This window comes from Vibrio profundi, assembly GCF_005281835.1.
Taxonomy (GTDB): domain Bacteria; phylum Pseudomonadota; class Gammaproteobacteria; order Enterobacterales; family Vibrionaceae; genus Vibrio; species Vibrio profundi.
Genome location: NZ_RZIS01000010.1, coordinates 143,006 through 161,690 on the forward strand (window position 1 = coordinate 143,006; position 18,685 = coordinate 161,690).

The 18,685-nt window shown below is 43.0% G+C and carries 19 protein-coding genes; 11 read left to right on the forward strand and 8 right to left on the reverse strand.

Annotation, left to right across the window (positions count from 1 at the left end):
* Window positions 1-13 precede the first annotated feature (13 nt).
* Window positions 14-457, forward strand: a complete 444-nt coding sequence (csdE, locus tag ELZ11_RS20200) for a cysteine desulfurase sulfur acceptor subunit CsdE (RefSeq protein ID WP_137359188.1) — start codon at window positions 14-16, stop codon at window positions 455-457.
* Between the two features lie 50 nt (window positions 458-507).
* Here csdE and csdA read toward each other — a convergent pair whose 3' ends face one another.
* From csdA to ELZ11_RS20235, 7 genes are all read right to left on the reverse strand, one after another.
* Complete coding sequence (gene csdA, locus ELZ11_RS20205) at window positions 508-1,719, reverse strand: cysteine desulfurase CsdA (protein ID WP_137359189.1); 1,212 nt, start codon at window positions 1,717-1,719, stop codon at window positions 508-510.
* 62 nt (window positions 1,720-1,781) lie between these two features.
* Window positions 1,782-2,672: a 2-dehydropantoate 2-reductase gene (gene panE, locus ELZ11_RS20210; RefSeq protein WP_137359190.1), complete on the reverse strand. Its 891-nt coding sequence runs from the start codon at window positions 2,670-2,672 to the stop codon at window positions 1,782-1,784.
* Between the two features lie 112 nt (window positions 2,673-2,784).
* Window positions 2,785-3,618, reverse strand: coding sequence for a nucleoside-specific channel-forming Tsx family protein (locus ELZ11_RS20215; RefSeq protein ID WP_137359191.1), 834 nt, complete (start codon window positions 3,616-3,618; stop codon window positions 2,785-2,787).
* Window positions 3,619-4,054: 436 nt separating this feature from the next.
* Window positions 4,055-5,443, reverse strand: coding sequence for an AmpG family muropeptide MFS transporter (locus ELZ11_RS20220; protein ID WP_137359192.1), 1,389 nt, complete (start codon window positions 5,441-5,443; stop codon window positions 4,055-4,057).
* Between the two features lie 58 nt (window positions 5,444-5,501).
* Window positions 5,502-6,047 carry a peptidylprolyl isomerase gene (locus ELZ11_RS20225; protein WP_137359193.1) on the reverse strand — a complete coding sequence of 182 codons (546 nt, stop codon included), beginning with the start codon at window positions 6,045-6,047 and terminating at the stop codon, window positions 5,502-5,504.
* Window positions 6,047-6,616 (reverse strand): YajG family lipoprotein, encoded by a 570-nt coding sequence (locus tag ELZ11_RS20230; RefSeq protein ID WP_137359194.1) that lies wholly within the window; start codon window positions 6,614-6,616, stop codon window positions 6,047-6,049. Before ELZ11_RS20230 ends, ELZ11_RS20225 begins: the two co-directional genes overlap by 1 nt.
* A gap of 73 nt (window positions 6,617-6,689) precedes the next feature.
* A complete protein-coding gene (locus tag ELZ11_RS20235; RefSeq protein ID WP_137359195.1) occupies window positions 6,690-7,841 on the reverse strand; it encodes a methyltransferase in 1,152 nt (383 codons plus the stop codon).
* 173 nt (window positions 7,842-8,014) lie between these two features.
* Between ELZ11_RS20235 and ELZ11_RS20240 the strand changes: the two genes are divergently transcribed.
* The 9 genes from ELZ11_RS20240 (at window position 8,015) to nqrM (ending at window position 16,117) form a co-directional block, all read left to right on the forward strand.
* Entirely contained in the window at window positions 8,015-8,326 is a 312-nt protein-coding gene (locus ELZ11_RS20240; RefSeq protein ID WP_137359196.1) for a BolA family protein, read from the forward strand.
* A gap of 509 nt (window positions 8,327-8,835) precedes the next feature.
* Window positions 8,836-10,176 carry a Na(+)-translocating NADH-quinone reductase subunit A gene (locus ELZ11_RS20245; protein WP_137359197.1) on the forward strand — a complete coding sequence of 447 codons (1,341 nt, stop codon included), beginning with the start codon at window positions 8,836-8,838 and terminating at the stop codon, window positions 10,174-10,176.
* A 5-nt stretch (window positions 10,177-10,181) separates the two neighbouring features.
* Entirely contained in the window at window positions 10,182-11,426 is a 1,245-nt protein-coding gene (locus ELZ11_RS20250) for an NADH:ubiquinone reductase (Na(+)-transporting) subunit B (RefSeq protein WP_137359198.1), read from the forward strand.
* Window positions 11,416-12,183 carry a Na(+)-translocating NADH-quinone reductase subunit C gene (locus ELZ11_RS20255; protein ID WP_137359199.1) on the forward strand — a complete coding sequence of 256 codons (768 nt, stop codon included), beginning with the start codon at window positions 11,416-11,418 and terminating at the stop codon, window positions 12,181-12,183. The genes ELZ11_RS20250 and ELZ11_RS20255 overlap by 11 nt, the downstream gene beginning before the upstream one ends.
* Entirely contained in the window at window positions 12,183-12,815 is a 633-nt protein-coding gene (locus ELZ11_RS20260; RefSeq protein ID WP_137359200.1) for an NADH:ubiquinone reductase (Na(+)-transporting) subunit D, read from the forward strand. The genes ELZ11_RS20255 and ELZ11_RS20260 overlap by 1 nt, the downstream gene beginning before the upstream one ends.
* Before the next feature lie 7 nt (window positions 12,816-12,822).
* Window positions 12,823-13,419: an NADH:ubiquinone reductase (Na(+)-transporting) subunit E gene (gene nqrE, locus ELZ11_RS20265; protein ID WP_137359201.1), complete on the forward strand. Its 597-nt coding sequence runs from the start codon at window positions 12,823-12,825 to the stop codon at window positions 13,417-13,419.
* Between the two features lie 29 nt (window positions 13,420-13,448).
* Window positions 13,449-14,675, forward strand: coding sequence for an NADH:ubiquinone reductase (Na(+)-transporting) subunit F (gene nqrF, locus ELZ11_RS20270; protein ID WP_137359202.1), 1,227 nt, complete (start codon window positions 13,449-13,451; stop codon window positions 14,673-14,675).
* A gap of 166 nt (window positions 14,676-14,841) precedes the next feature.
* Complete coding sequence (locus ELZ11_RS20275) at window positions 14,842-15,846, forward strand: FAD:protein FMN transferase (RefSeq protein ID WP_137359203.1); 1,005 nt, start codon at window positions 14,842-14,844, stop codon at window positions 15,844-15,846.
* A gap of 16 nt (window positions 15,847-15,862) precedes the next feature.
* On the forward strand, window positions 15,863-16,117 hold the full coding sequence (nqrM, locus tag ELZ11_RS20280) for a (Na+)-NQR maturation NqrM (protein WP_137359204.1): 255 nt from the start codon (window positions 15,863-15,865) through the stop codon (window positions 16,115-16,117).
* A gap of 76 nt (window positions 16,118-16,193) precedes the next feature.
* Here the strand turns inward: nqrM and ELZ11_RS20285 are convergent, their stop codons facing one another.
* The gene (locus ELZ11_RS20285; RefSeq protein ID WP_137359205.1) at window positions 16,194-17,444 is read right to left on the reverse strand and encodes a GGDEF domain-containing response regulator; all 1,251 of its coding nucleotides are present in this window, start codon (window positions 17,442-17,444) and stop codon (window positions 16,194-16,196) included.
* A 149-nt stretch (window positions 17,445-17,593) separates the two neighbouring features.
* On the opposite strand from ELZ11_RS20285, the gene dinB reads away from it, so the two are divergent.
* Window positions 17,594-18,685 (forward strand): DNA polymerase IV, encoded by a 1,092-nt coding sequence (dinB, locus tag ELZ11_RS20290; RefSeq protein WP_374939845.1) that lies wholly within the window; start codon window positions 17,594-17,596, stop codon window positions 18,683-18,685.

Consider the following 18,685-nt stretch of genomic DNA (forward strand, 5'->3'; position numbering starts at 1 on the left):
TTTGGAGAACATGATGACTGAGCCGATGAACATGCCATTTCCTAGCTCTCCATTTGGGCGCGAAATTTCAAGCGAAGAGATTGTTGCCACCATGCAAAAATTCTCTGGTTGGGAAGATCGCTATCGTCAGGTTATTCAATGGGGAAAGAAATTACCTCAAATGCCTGAAGCATTGAAAAGCGAACAAGTGACAGTAGCTGGGTGTGAGAGCCAGGTGTGGCTTGTTGCCAGAAACGTCGATGATGTTTGGTATTTTTGTGCAGACTCTGATGCGCGAATCGTAAGAGGTTTGATTGCTTTGGTTATGGCGGCATTTGATGGAAAAACGTCTGCTCAGATCCAAAGTTTTGATATTGATGAATACTTTGACAATATCGGGTTAATCGCTCATTTGAGCCCTTCGAGAGGGAATGGCTTAAAAGCGATAGTGGAACAGATTAAAGTTCTCGCGGCATAAAAAAGGTTGGCTAATGCCAACCTTTTTACATTCTGGAGATGGGTGGTCACCTAAAGCATATCGACGGCTTTTTTGACCGCTGCGATTAAACGGTCGACGTCTTCAAAGGTGTTGTAAATACCGAAAGAAACCCTAACGGTACCCGTTACATTGAGTGCTGACATCAATGGGTGCGCACAATGGTGCCCGGCTCGTACTGCTATCGCCTGCTGATCAAGTAATGTCGCGATGTCTTGATGGTGCACTCCATCCATAACAAAGGTGATGACACTGGCATTAGGCTGATAGCCAAGAATTCGAATATCCTCGAGTTGGGCTAACGCTTGGTATGCTCGAGCTTGTAAAGCGTGAATATGCGTTTCCACTTCGTGGCGTTCAAAGCCATTTAACCACTCAATTGCCGTATCTAGTGCGATTGCCCCAGCAACATTTGGTGTACCCGCTTCAAATTTCCCTGGCAGTGCAGAATAAGTCGTACCTTCGAACGAGACACTTTCTACCATTTTTCCACCGCCATGCCATGGTGGCATGGCTTCAAGTAAATCTAGTTTTCCATACAAAACGCCAACACCCGCAGGCGCATAAAGTTTGTGGCCTGAGAATACGTAAAAGTCGGCTCCGAGTTCACTTACATTGATGGGCTCATGAACTATGCCCTGCGCGCCATCGATTACTACGACAGCATTTGTCTGATGCGCAAGTTCAATGACTTTCTCTATGGGTTGTCGGCTGCCGGTGACATTGGTGATTTGCGCGAGAGCGACAATCTTTGTTTTGTCACTGAGAAGGCTTTCAAAAGCATCGATATCAAAATGGCAGTCCGTGGTCATTGGCACTTTGACGACACGAGCACCAGTTTGTTCTGCGACAATTTGCCATGGAACAATATTTGCGTGGTGTTCCATCTCGCTAACCAGAATTTCGTCACCGGCTCGCAATGTATTACGAGCATAAGTTTGAGCAATTAAATTAAGTGCTTCAGTTGCTCCACGAGTCCAAATGATCTCTTTGCTGGTTGCCGCTCCAATATATTGCGCGACATTATCGCGAGCTTTCTCAAATTGAGTTGTAGCATGAGCAGTTAAACTGTGGCTGCCCCGGTGGACATTCGCGTTCTGCTTTGAGTAGTAATTGCTAATAGTGTCGATTACCACCTGTGGCTTTTGAGTGGTGGCGGCACTGTCTAGATAGACCAAAGGTTGTTGGTTTACTTGCTGCTTAAGCGCGGGAAATTGTTCGCGAATGTATTGGATATCAAGCATTGCTGAGTGCCTAAGTTATTCAGTTTTATGAAGAAGGTGTGCGGAGTTTAGCGTTCTAATCGCTATTGTTTTTCCCAAGTATTTTCTTGCTGTTTTACACGCTGATAAAGCTCTTGGTTCATCGGTACCGTAATAGAATGTTGATGTGCAACTTTGATTAGATAACCAGTAATAAAGTCTATTTCGGTCTTACGATTGTAATACATGTCTTGCTTCATCGATGAATTGTTTTTAGCTGTCGCAATAATTACCTCATCAATTGTTGCTCTGAGTTGTTCAAAGCTACATGGGATAGTTTCCGCTTGCATGACTTGTACGAGCTCATGCGCTATCGTATCAAGTTGCTGCTTATATTTAGAATCGGCGAGCTCCCCATTTTTGATTTGCTCTAGCCCTGTTAGTGGGTTGATCGCACAATTGATCGCGAGTTTATTCCAAAGAGCGACTTCTATGCTGGCATTCCATGTGACATTTGGCAGCGTGTGATCCAATACATCGGTAAGAAATTGGCACTGTTGACCAGCGGTATTAAACGCACCTAATTGAGTGTGTCCGATTCCAGTATGCATCACGTGATGAGCATTGGGCTTGTATGCCGCTTGAGTCGTCGTTGCTAAAACTATCGGATGGTTTTCTACGATATTTGAAATGGCTTCTACTGCCCCCATGCCGTTATGCATAAACAGAAAGATAGTGTCTGGGTGTAGGTGTTCGAGTAGTGGTTTGACTGCCGATTCAACTTGCCAAGCTTTCACAGTGAAGAAAACTAAATCAGAGTCTCGAAGCTGGTTAATATTATTGTTATCAAAGGTAATAGGCGAGTCATCATCAATCGAGATATCAAACGTAGCTTCGCTTGAACGGCTCCACAATGAAACAGTGTGACCTGCTTGAATCAGTTTAACTGCCCACAAAGAGCCAATGGCACCTGGGCCAACAATAGTGATGTTCACTTTGATACCTTGATGAAAACGAATGTCGTCAAGGATAGCGAGACAGCAAAGGAAAGCAATAAAAAATGGCGCTCAAGAGCGCCATTTAAAATATCAAACGTGTAAGTTTAGATTAGAACTTGTACGTTGCAGCGAAGTAATGACCAACACCTGATGTGTCACCCGCGACTCCACCGTCTTTTAGACCATATACATCTTTGTAAAGCTTCAAACCATAGCCCAGAGCAAATTGGTCGTTATGCCAGTAGATGCCGTTGAACATAGAACCACCATTTGATGTCTTCAACTGACCAACGTTAGGAATAGTTACTTCGTCTATACCAAATTCATAATCGATGTAACCTTGGTAGGCGATGAATGAACCATTTTCAAAGTTGATGAAAGGCTTAAACCAGTTTGTAGAAATTTGGTAACCATTCCATTCATTCGCTTTTACATCGTAAGTTGCATAAGCGTTTAGTTGCATCTTGCCGAACCAAGGAACCATGATATCAGAACCGATACCCCATTTAGTTAGGTAACCTGGGGTTTTAGTCGAACCGTCAGCAAGCTCTAAGTCTGCTCCACCATCAATAGTAGTGTAGTTTGCTAGGTAAATTTCTTGGACAGGACCAAATGATAGATCTTTACCTGTTAGACCATCAATAGACATACGCGGTGCCAGTTTTAAGAACAACTGGTCAGCGCCAGATTTGTCTTCATTATCACTGTCTAGGTTAAATACGTCGATGTAACCATATAGATCGAAAATTCCCGAGCGTCCACCAAACTCCATCTCTAGATAAGTATGATCGATGCTGCCTGGTTTTTCGTTAACTGTGTGCATGATGTTAAATTGCATCCAGTTGTAATCGTTTTTGTGAGTATCGCCATCAGAATAATCTGCAGCCATAACTGGAGCAGAAGTTGCTGCTAGTAGGCCAAGAGTTAAAAGTGATTTACGCATAATGGAACTCTCTATGTTTAAAATAATGGAACTACGCTTATCCATGCGCTGTATTTATCCGAATGGAGCGCATCATAACGATTAAAATCTCAATTAAAAGTGATAGTCGGCATGTTATTGCATCATTTGGGTGATTTTGATCACATTAATAACATTGTTGATGGAACTTAATGTTTGTTTCATTTTGTTGCTTGTTTTTTGTGATGTTGAACGTTTGCTTTATGCGTTTTTGAGTGTTTTATGGTTATCGATTAATCAACATTTTTAGTTAATGAGGTTTGTTACCTAAAATAGGACGCATATTAGATCTTTTTATGTGATCTGCATCTTATATTATTGTTTGTTATTGGTATGGTGGAGATGGAGAGATATTTTGTATGTAAAAAAGGCTGCAACAATGCAGCCTTTTATTTAGAGAATTTCTAGCTTCTAGCTTCTAGCTTCTAGCTTCTAGCTCACTCGTTTCCTTTTGTTCAGATTTACTCGCTTTCTGGAGTAAATCTGAAAAATAGTGACGAAGTGAATACAGCATAATTAAGCTTGGAATGACCATTAGCGACGTGATGATAAAGAAAGTTGACCAATCATCTAAGAAGTCCACGAGTTCACCACTAAAGGATGCGAGTGTTGTCCGGCCAAAGTTACCTAGTGAAGCGAGCAGGGCATATTGTGTTGCCGAGAATGCTTGCCCAGTAAGTAAGGTTAAGAAGGAGACAAACGCGACAGTGGAAAAGGCAGTCGTAAAGTTATCGACAATGATAGTCGCTAAGAATAGATGCTCATTTGGGCCAACTTTAGCGATCCAAGCGAACATTAAGTTACTTGCTGCCATGGCAATACCGCCAATCATTAACCCTCTTACGATTCCGAACTTCACATTGAAAATACTACCAAGCAATGTGAAGAAGATAGTGGCGCCCCAACCAATGAGTTTTGAGTAATGGCCGATTTGCTCATTACTGAATCCCACCTCTTTATAGAAAGTAATCGACATTCGACCAAGAAAGGCTTCACCGATTTTGAATAAAAAGACGAACAGTAATAGCGTAATAGCGACTTGTACCCCATTACGTTTGAAGAAGTCGTAGAAAGGTTCGACTACTGTCACGGTAAACCAAGCGGCGGCCTTAGACCCAACAACTTGGTTATGTCGAGCTTCTGCTTGCTGTTGTAACGCTTCACGTTGAGTTTTAGGTTCACCCACCAAAACGGTAAATAACATCAAAATGCCGACAATGGCAGCCATTCCATAGTAAACCCCGTTCCAACCAATTGAGTCGGCGTTAATAAAAGCTAAGTACCCCGGAAGGGAGTAGCCTGTCCACCAACCAATGACTGCCATCGCTGAAGCTTGAGGTAGTTTACTTGACTCTGATTTTGGGAAAGTGTCAATTCGGTAGGCATCGATTGCGATGTCTTGCGTTGCAGAAGCAATGGCGACACCAAGTGCGAGCATAGAGGTAAACATTAAATCATTGGCAGGATTCACTCCGGCAATGAATAGGGTGCAGGTGAGCACGAATGCTTGGCACAAAAAGATCCAGCTGCGGCGCTGCCCTAAAATGGCATGTAAAACGGGTAATTTGACTCGATCGACTAAAGGCGCCCACAAGAAGTTAATCGCATAGACAGCAAATACGCTACCAAAATAACCAATTGCTGCGCGAGTGAGGCCTGCATCTTTTAACCAACCAGACATATTCGAGCCAATAAGTACCCATGGGAAGCCGCTAGAGCAACCCAACATAAACACCCATAATAAGCGTTTATCTAAGTAGCTACGGAAAGTTTGCATCCATGAAAGGGGCTGAGTGCCAAATGACATAAGAATACGTCCTTGTTAAATGAAAAACGCCTCTAGAGAGTAGAGGCGTAATAGAAGGTTACTTTTGAAGAGTTGCCTTAGTGATGACGATCGCTTCAGCTGGAACATCGGCCATGCGACCAACATTGCGAGTTGGTTTCGTCGCCATATCTTGGATCACTTCAAATCCTTTGGTGACTTTACCAAACACGGCGTAGCCCGGTGGGCGTTGAGAAGCATCCAAAAAGCCGTTGTCTGTTAAATTGATGAAGAACTGACGGGTCGCTGAGTCTGGATTGTTTGTTCTTGCCATCGCAATAGTAGCGGTTTGGTTTTTAAGGCCGTTAGAGCCTTCGTTTTTGATTGGAGCATAAGTCGCTAAGCGGTTCATGTCTTTATCAAAACCACCACCTTGTGCCATGAAGCCAGGGATCACTCGGTGGAATTGGCTGCCAACGTAGCTGCCATCTTCAACATACTTGAGAAAGTTGGCTACAGAGATTGGCGCTTTCTCTTGGTTTAGTTCAACCGTAAATGAGCCAAGTGTTGTTTCAAACACGACTTTTGGTGCTGACCAAGACACAAAGCTAACTAAAAGTAATAATGGAGTTAGAAAACGAAGCATTAGAAACGTTCCTTCATGTAGTTTTGTAGCTCTTTATCGTTGGCAATTTCGGCAAGAACTAAGTTAATCACATCATTGAGAACTTTTTCGATTTCCTCGTCTGAAGCGCTTAATGTACCGGTACGTTGTGCAACGCCGTTAAAAGTTTTTACTAACTTGCCCTCAGGAGTTTCGGCAGTAACTTCCAGCGTTACTTTACCGTCCATCTGGTTTTCCATAATACTGTGCTTAACAGTAACAAGTGCTTCTTGAATTTCTAGAATGACGGAGTTTTCACTGTTCACGCTAACGCGGAAGCCTTGAGATTCAAGCTGTTGAGCGAATACATTCTCTAGTGCGATACGCATGTTTTGCTTTGCATGAATAGGCTCAATGTTAGAGCGACCGCTGTCGACTAGAGCGACATATTGCGCAGCACGTACGTCTTTACTCGCTAAAGTGAATGTCGCGTCTTTAACAATGTCGTTTGAGCTCATTGTCGCTTTCGGGACGATATTAAGCTGTGCTTGTTGAGGTGCTGAACAAGCAGTAAGTAAAGCGATAGAAGCAGCTAAAACCAGTTTCTTCATTCTTATATCCTTGTTAAATACACACGAGTTGATTTTGTCTCGTGGCTGAATTTTATAGCTAAGTTTCAGAGAGTTATTTGTTAAAGTTAGCAGGTTCTCTTGTGGCTTGTAAAATCTCAAACTTTTGATTCAGCTCGAGAGTCTCTACATTTGCCTCTCCAAATAAGCGCGCGAGTTTTACATCGTATCCGAGGTGTCGATTACCAATAACTATTAATTTGCCTCCGTTGCTAAGAACATGCTTTGCATCACAGAACATTTGCCAAGCGATATGATCCGTAATCGCTTGTTGCTGATGGAAAGGAGGGTTACACAGCACCAAGTAAGTACTGTTCTTCTTAAACCCATCTAAACAGTTATTCGCGATGAACTGAAAGTTACGTTCTTCGCCTAAGTTCTCAATCACATTTTGACGAGCGGATTCCACGGCCATAAAGCTTTCATCCACACAAGTAATGCGCGCTTGAGGATTCAACTGGCCGGCTTTCACACTTAATACACCGTTACCACAACCTAAATCGATAATATGGCGAAGTTCAGGATCTTGAGGAATATGCTCCAGCATGTAGCGAGCACCTTGGTCTAGCGCTTCACCAGAATAAACATTTGGCAGGTTCTTCAGGCGGATATCTTCGCCATCTACGTCCCATTCAACGCAAGGTTCAACAGTTTGAATAGGTTGGCAATTTGGGGTTGAGAATACTAAACGATGCTTTTTCTTAGCCAGAGAAGTCTTGGTTTCTCCCAAGTACTTCTCGAACAAATTCAGTGTAGAAGTGTGGATTTCTTTAACTTTGTTGACACCGATGACCTGGCAACCTTCAGGTAGTGATTGGCGCAATTGGCTTAGCTGCCAAACTAGATGTCGATTGGTTTTTGGTAGCTGCATTAATACCAGATCAATCCCATGTGGAATGCTATCCATGGTATTTAGAAAATTGACACGGTTACTTTGATTGCGCTGCAGGTTTTTTAGAGCACCACGATGCGAAATAAATGAGTCGCTCATCATCGTGATGTCGTGTTTTTCTGAGAACCAGCATGATAATGCGCCAAAATGGTCGTTAAGAATCAGAATATGTTTACCTGGTTCTAAATTCATTTCTTCTACGTGATTGATGATGTATTCATCACCAGCATCCCAAGCTTGAAGCGTTTCATTAGAGCGCTTCGGAAAGCGATGTAAAGATAAAGTTCGACCATGAAGGGCAAGTTCAGTTTTCATTGTTGGGACACTTATATAGGAAATAACGAGCGTATTGTCGCAAATGCATTAACAACAAGATAGCGAAAAGTCATTCTCAGATGAATGTGGTTCCAATAAAGTGCCAGACAGTAACAGCCTTACCGTTTATACTGGCCAAATTGGCAGCATTTGAGTGTTATTAAGGAATAAATATGATCCAAGAAATCATTGAAACAAAACTGCATGAAGAGTTGAGCCCATTACATCTTGAAGTGGTAAATGAAAGCTACATGCATAACGTTCCAACAGGGTCGGAGAGTCACTTTAAAGTTATCATTGTGAGCGAAGCATTTGAAGGTTTAAGACTTATCGGTCGCCATCGAAAAGTGAACCAAACTCTTGCAGAAGAACTGGCCAATAGTATTCATGCTTTGTCGATGCACACATACACTCCAGAAGAGTGGAAAGTAGAAAATGGCTCTGTACCAGATAGTCCGATGTGTATGGGCGGTAGTAAAAAATAGTGAATTCAATTAAAACGGTAGCGAAGCTGCCGTTTTTTGTAGGTTAGTACGGTGAAATCTATTGAAATAAGCATATGAAACTCGAGTATTTCAATAAATACCCATAATGAGTAATGTTATTATTAACAGTGTTTCAACAAATGGTGGTTGATTTTAAGTTGTGACAAACTATTTCATTTGTATTCAAAAAAATGAAGACACAGGACATTATCTGTGCGGCATGTCAAAGTTATGAATATTCTCTAAGCTATACCCTTCAATTCCTTCCAAATAAAACCGCTATTCAAGTTATTGGTCATGGCATCAAGTTCCCAAAAAATGCTAGACTATCGCACCTGATAAATCTCACCTAATATTTGTGAAGAATTTATTAATAGGATGTTGCGATTTTGGTGTTTCAAACACGCCGAAACCGGACACTGTAATGTCGTGTCTATGGGTGATCAAAAAACGCCCGGAATTTACGCAATTAAAAGAATCTTTTTCCCGATAAAGTAGTGCAAGTGCGTATGATTACAATAAAGAAGGGTTTGGATCTTCCTATCGCAGGAACTCCATCCCAGGTGATTAATGATGGTAAGTCCATCACTAAAGTCGCCTTGCTTGGCGAAGAGTACGTTGGTATGCGTCCTACGATGCATGCTCGCGTTGGTGATGAAGTGAAGAAAGGCCAAGTTCTTTTTGCAGACAAAAAGAACCCAGGCGTAATATTTACTTCTCCAGCAAGTGGTAAAGTTATTGAAGTGAACCGTGGTGCTAAGCGTGTTCTTCAATCAGTAGTGATTGAAGTAGCTGGCAACGAGCAAATCACTTTCAAGAGCTTTGAAGCTAACCAACTAGCAAGCCTAGACCGTGAAACGGTTAAAGCTCAGTTAGTTGAGTCTGGCGTTTGGACCGCTTTGCGTACTCGTCCGTTCAGCAAGGTTCCAGCTATTGAGTCTTCAACAAAGGCTATCTTTGTTACTGCAATGGATACTAATCCATTGGCAGCAGAGCCTGAATTGATCATTAACGAGCAATCAGATGCTTTCGTAGCTGGCTTAGACATTCTATCAACTCTGACTGATGGCAAAGTATACGTTTGTAAGAAAGGTACTAGCTTACCTCGTTCATCTCAATCAAACGTTGAAGAACATGTATTTGATGGCCCACACCCAGCAGGTCTTGCGGGTACGCACATGCATTACCTTTCTCCGGTAAATGCTGAAAATGTTGCGTGGAGCATTAACTATCAAGATGTGATTGCTTTCGGTAAGTTATTCCTTACTGGTGAAATCTACACTGACCGCGTTGTTTCTCTTGCAGGTCCTGTGGTTAACAATCCTCGTCTGATCCGTACTCAACTTGGTGCTAGCCTTGATGAGCTGACAGACAGTGAATTGATGCCTGGTGAAGTTCGTGTGATTTCTGGTTCGGTTCTATCTGGCGTTGCGGCTTCTGGCCCTCACGCTTTCTTAGGCCGTTACCATCAGCAAGTTTCTGTTCTACGTGAAGGTCGTGATAAGGATCTGTTCGGTTGGGCTATGCCTGGTAAGAACAAGTTCTCTGTTACTCGTTCATTCCTTGGTCACCTATTCAAAGGTCAGTTGTTCAACATGACAACGACAACGAATGGTAGTGATCGCTCAATGGTTCCAATCGGCAACTACGAACGCGTACTGCCTTTAGATATGGAACCTACTTTGCTACTTCGTGATCTATGTGCAGGCGATGTTGACAGTGCTCAACGTCTTGGTGCTCTAGAGCTTGATGAAGAAGATTTAGCATTGTGTACCTTTGTATGTCCAGGTAAGTACGAGTACGGTCAACTACTTCGTGAATGCCTAGATACGATTGAGAAGGAAGGGTAATTTTCATGGGCCTTAAAAAGTTTCTTGAAGACATCGAGCATCATTTTGAGCCAGGTGGTAAGCACGAGAAGTGGTTTGCGCTTTACGAAGCAGCAGCGACAGTGTTCTACACGCCAGGTCTTGTAACGAAAAAAAGCTCGCACGTTCGTGATAGCGTTGATTTAAAACGTATCATGATTATGGTTTGGTTTGCGGTATTCCCAGCAATGTTCTGGGGTATGTACAACGCAGGTGGCCAAGCTATTGCAGCACTTAACCACATGTACTCAGGTGCTGAACTAGCATCTGTAATTGCTGGTAACTGGCACTACTGGCTAACCGAAATGCTGGGCGCTTCCTTGGGAGCGGACGCAGGGGTTGGCAGTAAGATGCTTCTAGGTGCGACTTACTTCTTACCTATCTACGCAACGGTATTCATCGTTGGTGGCTTCTGGGAAGTACTATTCTGTATGGTGCGTAAGCACGAAGTTAACGAAGGTTTCTTTGTAACTTCTATCTTATTCGCACTTATCGTTCCGCCAACACTTCCTCTATGGCAAGCAGCGTTAGGTATTACCTTCGGTGTTGTAGTAGCGAAAGAGATCTTCGGTGGTACTGGTCGTAACTTCTTGAACCCTGCTCTAGCGGGCCGTGCGTTCCTTTTCTTTGCATACCCTGCACAGATTTCTGGTGACGTAGTATGGACTGCAGCTGACGGTTTCTCTGGCGCAACAGCACTTAGCCAATGGGCTCAAGGCGGCGGTAGCGCACTAGTGAACACTGTTTCTGGTGAAGCAATTACTTGGATGGACGCGTTCATCGGTAATATCCCAGGTTCAATTGGTGAAGTATCGACTCTTGCACTTATGATTGGTGCTGCATTTATCGTTTACATCCGTGTTGCCTCTTGGCGCATAATCGCTGGTGTAATGATCGGTATGATTGCAGTGTCGACGCTGTTCAATGTAATTGGTTCTGAAACGAACGCAATGTTCAGCATGCCTTGGCATTGGCACCTAGTTCTAGGTGGCTTCGCATTCGGTATGTTCTTCATGGCGACAGACCCAGTATCAGCTTCATTTACCAACGGTGGTAAGTGGTGGTACGGCATCCTAATCGGCGCAATGTGTGTAATGATCCGTGTAGTTAACCCTGCATACCCAGAAGGCATGATGCTTGCGATTCTATTCGCAAACCTATTTGCACCTCTGTTTGACCACGTTGTAATCGAGAAGAACATTAAGCGGAGACTAGCGCGCTATGGCAAGTAATAACGATAGCATTAAAAAGACGCTGTTTGTTGTTATCGCATTGAGCCTAGTGTGCTCAATCGTCGTATCAACAGCTGCAGTTGTTCTTAAACCTAAGCAACAAGCTAACGCTGTTCTAGATAAGCAAACCAAGATCCTTGAAGTTGCTGGCGTAGACGTAGTTGGAAACATTCCAGAAGCGTTTAACGCGAACATCGAGCCTCGTTTGGTTGATTTCACTACTGGTGAGTTCATCGAAGGTGATGCAGCGGCTTACGACCAACGTAAAGCAGCGAAAGATCCAGCAGAGTCTATCAAGCTTTCAGCTGAAGAAGATAAAGCGAAAATCCTTCGTCGTGCTAACACTGGTGTTGTTTACCTAGTGAAAGATGGCGCAGAAACAACTCGCGTTATCCTACCAGTTCATGGTAACGGTCTTTGGTCTATGATGTACGCATTCGTTGCGGTTGAAACTGATGGCAACACAGTTTCAGGTATCACTTACTACGAGCAAGGTGAAACTCCTGGACTTGGTGGTGAAGTTGAGAACCCAACTTGGCGTGCACAATTCGTTGGTAAGAAACTATTCGACGAAAACCACCAACCAGCAATTCAAGTTGTTAAAGGTGGTGCTCCTGAAGGTTCTGAGCACGGTGTTGATGGCCTTTCTGGTGCAACACTGACCAGCGTTGGCGTACAAAACACATTTGACTTCTGGTTAGGTGAGATGGGCTTTGGTCCGTTCCTAGCAAAAGTTCGTGACGGAGGTCTGAACTAATGTCTAGTGCAAAAGATATTAAAAAGAGCATCTTAGCGCCAGTATTGGATAACAACCCAATCGCGCTACAAGTTCTTGGTGTGTGTTCTGCTCTTGCGGTAACCACAAAGCTAGAAACTGCATTTGTAATGACTATCGCGGTAATGTTTGTTACTGCACTGTCTAACTTGTTCGTTTCTCTAATTCGTAACCACATGCCAAACAGCGTGCGTATCATCATCCAGATGGCTATTATCGCTTCTTTGGTAATCGTTGTTGACCAAGTACTAAAAGCTTACCTATACGATATCTCTAAACAGCTATCTGTATTCGTTAGCTTGATCATTACAAACTGTATTGTAATGGGTCGTGCTGAAGCGTACGCAATGAAGTCTGCTCCACTTCCATCATTCATCGATGGTATTGGTAACGGTCTTGGTTACGGTTTCGTATTAATGACAGTTGCATTTTTCCGTGAGCTTCTAGGCTCAGGTAAACTGTTTGGTGCTGAAGTTCTTCCACTGGTTTCTAACGGTGGTTGGTATCAGCCAAACGGCTTGATGCTTCTAGCACCTTCGGCATTCTTCCTAATTGGTTTCTTGATTTGGGCAATTCGTGTGTTCAAACCAGAGCAAATAGAAGCGAAGGGGTAAGGTAGTCATGGAACATTATATTAGTCTGCTAGTTAAATCGATTTTCATCGAAAACATGGCGCTTTCTTTCTTCCTAGGTATGTGTACATTCCTAGCGGTATCTAAGAAAGTTAAAACTTCTTTTGGTCTTGGTGTTGCGGTAGTTGTTGTACTTACAATTGCTGTACCAGTAAACAACCTTGTTTACACTCATATCCTAAAAGAAAATGCGTTGTTTGAAGGCATTGACCTTAGCTTCTTGAACTTCATTGCATTCATCGGTGTTATCGCGGCACTTGTACAAATCCTAGAGATGGTTTTAGACCGTTTCTTCCCACCTTTGTACAACGCGCTAGGTATCTTCCTTCCGTTGATCACAGTTAACTGTGCAATCTTCGGTGGTGTATCTTTCATGGTACAGCGTGACTACAACTTTGCTGAATCTGTTGTTTACGGTTTCGGTTCTGGTGTGGGTTGGATGCTAGCTATCGTTGCACTTGCGGGTATCCGTGAGAAGATGAAGTACTCTGATGTACCTCCAGGTCTACGTGGTCTAGGTATCACGTTCATCTCTGTAGGTTTGATGGCGTTAGGCTTTATGTCTTTCTCTGGTGTTCAACTGTAGGGTAAGCACCCAGAAATAAGGAATAACAAATGCAAAGCATTATTCTTGGTGTAGCGATGTTTACCATCATTGTACTAGCACTTGTTTTAGTGATTTTATTCGCTAAATCTAAGCTTGTACCTACAGGTGACATCACTATCGCTGTAAACGATGATCCAAATCTAGCGATCACAACGCAACCAGGCGGTAAGTTACTAGGTGCTCTAGCGGGCGCTGGCGTATTCGTATCTTCTGCTTGTGGTGGCGGTGGCTCTTGTGGTCAGTGTCGCGTTAAAATTAAATCTGGTGGTGGTGACATTCTTCCAACTGAACTTGACCATATTTCAAAAGGTGAAGCTCGTGAAGGTGAACGTCTAGCATGTCAAGTTGCTATGAAAACTGACATGGATATCGAACTTCCAGAAGAAATCTTCGGTGTTAAAAAGTGGGAATGTGAAGTTATCTCTAACGATAACAAAGCAACATTCATCAAAGAGCTTAAGCTACAAATTCCAGATGGCGAATCAGTACCTTTCCGTGCTGGTGGTTACATCCAAATTGAAGCTCCTGCTCACCACATCAAATACGCTGACTTCGATGTACCTGATGAGTACCGTGAAGACTGGGATAAGTTTAACTTGTTCCGTTACGAGTCTAAGGTTAATGAAGATATCATCCGTGCATACTCAATGGCTAACTACCCAGAAGAACACGGTATTATTATGCTGAACGTGCGTATCGCTACGCCGCCGCCTAATAACCCTGATGTTGCACCTGGTCAAATGTCATCGTTCATCTGGTCTCTTAAAGAAGGCGACAAATGTACTATCTCTGGTCCATTTGGTGAGTTCTTCGCGAAAGATACTGAGAACGAAATGGTATTCGTTGGTGGTGGTGCTGGTATGGCGCCAATGCGTTCACACATCTTCGACCAACTTAAGCGTCTAAACTCTACTCGTAAGATGTCTTACTGGTACGGTGCGCGTTCTAAGCGTGAGATGTTCTACGTAGAAGACTTCGATGGCCTAGCGGCAGAGAACGAAAACTTCGTATGGCACTGTGCACTATCTGATCCTCAGCCAGAGGATAACTGGGATGGTTACACAGGCTTCATCCACAACGTCCTGTACGAAAACTACCTGAAGGATCACGAAGCTCCTGAAGATTGTGAGTACTACATGTGTGGTCCACCGATGATGAACGCTGCTGTTATCGGCATGCTAAAAGATCTTGGTGTAGAAGATGAAAACATCCTACTAGATGACTTTGGTGGTTAATCCACTTAAGTGATTGATATTATGGCTGGCTCTATAGAGTCAGCCATTTGTTTTTCTAAGACTAGCTTTGATAAAGCTTATATAAGAAAGAGTAAGGTATTAACGATACCGATAGTTGCTCTTACTTTTCCTTATATAAATCATTAACAATAATTGGAGTAAGCAAGTGAGAAATTGGCTTGTTGCATTAGCTTCTATACTTATTCTAGCGGGTTGTGAGCAACCTAAAGAACAAGTACATCTAAATGGCCCAACAATGGGCACTACCTATAATATTAAATACATTAACAGTGATGAATTTCCTTCATCAAAAGAGATTCAAACTGAAGTGGATCGTTTACTTGAAGAAGTGAATGATCAAATGTCGACGTACCGTAAAGACTCTGAATTAAGTCGATTCAACCAATATGAAGGTGCAGACGCATTTACGGTTTCAGAACAAACCGCTTTAGTAGTGAAAGAAGCGATTCGTTTGAACGGTCTTACTCAAGGTGCATTGGATGTTACGGTTGGCCCATTAGTTAATCTTTGGGGCTTTGGTCCTGAAGCAAGGCCTGAAGTGATTCCTAGTGATGAAGAGTTAGCTCAACGCAGAGCGAAAGTTGGTATTCAACACTTAAGCGCGACTAAGACGACATTGACAAAAGATATTCCCAACTTGTACGTAGACTTGTCGACGATTGCAAAAGGCTGGGGTGTTGATGTGGTAGCGGATTACATTGAGTCGTTGGGTATCCATAATTTCATGGTAGAAATTGGTGGTGAAATCCGTTTGAAAGGGTTGAACCGTGAAGGTGTGGCTTGGCGCATTGCTATTGAAAAGCCAAGTGTTGAAGAGCGCACGATTCAAGAGATCATTGAGCCGGGCGACATGGCAATTGCCACTTCTGGTGATTACCGTAACTACTATGAGCGTGATGGCGTTCGTTACTCACACATAATTAACCCTGAAACAGGTAAACCTTTAAACCATAAAGTGGTATCTGTAACAGTATTGGACCCGTCATCAATGACTGCTGATGGCCTATCAACAGGCTTGATGGTACTTGGTGAGAAAACAGGTATGGAAATCGCGAACCAACATAATATTCCGGTATTCATGGTGGTGAAAACTGACGAAGGCTTTAAAGAAATGGCTTCAGAAGCATTCAAGCCTTACCTTAAAAAATAATATAAGCGAGTCAATGATGAGCACATTTTTAATTACATTTGGTGTTTTTGTAGCTGTGATTGCCGCAATGTCAATCGGCTATATTGTTCAGAAGAAAGTAGTCAAGGGTAGCTGTGGCGGCCTTGGCGCGGTAGGCATTGAAAAAGTATGTAACTGCCCTGAACCTTGTGACGCACGTAAAAAGCGTGAAGCTCGTGAAGCGTACCGCGCAGAAAAGCTTGCGGCTCGTGAAGAACAACTAGCAGCGTGGGAAAAAGATCGCATCGCGTAATTTCTCCCAGCAAACAAAAGCCCCATGTTGAATATTCAGCATGGGGCTTTTTTGTCGTCTTTTACCAATTAAAAGCTTATTGGCTGGTTGAAATAGGGCTCACTACGACCATTGCTTGACTAACTGTTTGGTTACGGCCATTTTCTTTCGCAATGTAAAGCCTATCATCTGCTAGCTTAATTTGGTCGTTCAACGAGGCTTCTAAGTCGGTTGCTCCAATACTAATTGTGATCTTGATGGTTGTGCCGTGATGGTCAATTTCACATGCTTCTATGTATTGACGCATCTTTTCCAAGCGAGTGACAAAGTCCTCATATGGCTGGCAAGATTGAATACAGAATTCTTCACCACCAAAACGTACCACAATATCATCAGCAAAAAACTCCTTTAAAGTTTGGCTAATGGAAACCAAAACGCAGTCACCGCCATCATGCCCATAGGTATCATTTACCTTTTTGAAGTAGTCAATATCCAGCATCGCTATTGAGCGGTGTTCACACTGAGAACAATTTTGGTTAAAGAGAAATCTGCGATTCCATAAACCAGTTAAAGCATCTTCATTTGCCATTTGATAGAGCTTGGTGGCAGCTTCTTTCATTTCTAATAGCTGGTGGACACGGCAGAAAAATTCTTCTTGGTTAAAAGGCTTGTACAAAAAGTCGTTTGCGCCGGCTTTTAGAAAACGAGCTGTCATGGTTCTATCATCGCTGCCGGATAGCCCTAAGATCGCAAGTTGGTTGCGATCATGGTGAACCCGAATGTCACGGATCATAGAAATACCATCTTTGTTTGGCATGTCATGATCTGTGATGATGAAGGTAATCGCTGGATCTTGCTTGAGCATTTCCAACGCGACTAGCCCATCTTCAGCTTGCACCGTTTCAATATATTGGTGTTCTAGAAGTTGAACGATGTAATTACGAACGACGGCTGAATCATCAACAATCAAAGCTTTATGTTGTTGGTTGTTGGTTAGGCGTCGGATGAGAGGGAGTAGGTAACTGACAGAGGCCATACTGTCTTTCAATATGTAGTCGATAACGCCTTTCGCCAATACTTGTTCACGCACTGCATCACTAAACATTGCGGTTAGTACGATAATTTTATGTTCATGCTCTAAGACAAGATCAATTATTTCTCCATCTTGCCCATCGGGAAGACAGTAATCTAAAACAGCGCATAAAAAGTCGTTTTGACTTTCAAGTATCTCTTTGGCTTCACTGAGGCATTCAGCTAAAACTACATCGTAGCCGCTGCTAGTGAGTTGTTGGTTAAGATAATTTCTAAAGGCGCGACTATCTTCAACAACTAAAATCCTTTTACTCAAGTGCAACCCTCTGCAACGTTATTTACTTTAATAATAATAACTCTTTAGAAATTATCTATAACTAAGACGGAATTAACGCCAATTCGATAAAATTTTCTTTTCTTACATTACAAAGTATACTGTTCATAAATACAGTGTGGGATTTAGTTGTGGAACAGAGCGTTTTGAAACAGGGGGAAATCAGAAAAATCATTCATGTTGATATGGATTGTTTTTACGCGGCTGTAGAAATGCGTGATAACCCTGCTTATCGGAATCGACCACTTGCTGTAGGAGGGCATGAAAAACAGCGAGGAGTATTGAGCACTTGTAATTATGAAGCTCGAAAATTTGGCATTCGTTCAGCGATGCCTACTGGCAAAGCATTGCAACTCTGCCCCCATCTGTTAGTCGTACCTGGCCGAATGGACGTGTATAAAGAAACTTCGAAGCATATTCGAGAAATCTTTTCACGTTACACGTCATTAATCGAGCCTCTTTCGTTAGATGAAGCCTACTTAGACGTTACTCACTCAACGCAGTGCCATGGTTCTGCGACGCTGATAGCCGAGGCGATCCGGAGAGACATCTTTAATGAACTCAACCTGACAGCGTCAGCTGGCGTGGCGCCAATTAAATTTTTAGCCAAAGTTGCGTCGGATTTGAACAAACCCAACGGCCAATATGTGATTCCACCTCAGGATGTACAAAGTGTGATTGATCAGCTGCCGCTAGAAAAGATCCCGGGCGTCGGCAAAGTGAGCTTGGAAAAGCTTCAGCAAGCCGGGTTTTATGTATGCCAAGATATTAAGCAGGCTGACTATCGTGATTTGCTCCTTAAGTTTGGGCGCTTAGGGGCCTCACTGTGGAAGCGTAGCCATGGCGTTGACGATAGAGAGGTGATCGTCGAGCGTGAACGCAAGTCAGTTGGGGTTGAGCGTACATTCAGTGAAAATATTTCAACGTTTGAAGAGTGTTGGCAGGTGATCGAGAGTCGACTCTTTCCAGAGTTAGAGCGTAGGCTTGAAAGAGCAAGCCCGACGAAAGCGATCATCAAGCAAGGCATAAAATTGAAGTTTGCTGATTTTCAACAAACCACCATTGAGCATATTCAAGTCTCACTTGACCTAGATTACTTCAGGGAGTTGTTAGTCGAGATACTAAAACGGCAAAATGGCCGTGAAATACGACTGTTAGGGTTAAATGTGATGCTCCAACCTCCGGAGCAAATGCGCCAACTCAGTATCTTTGATGCCAGTTAG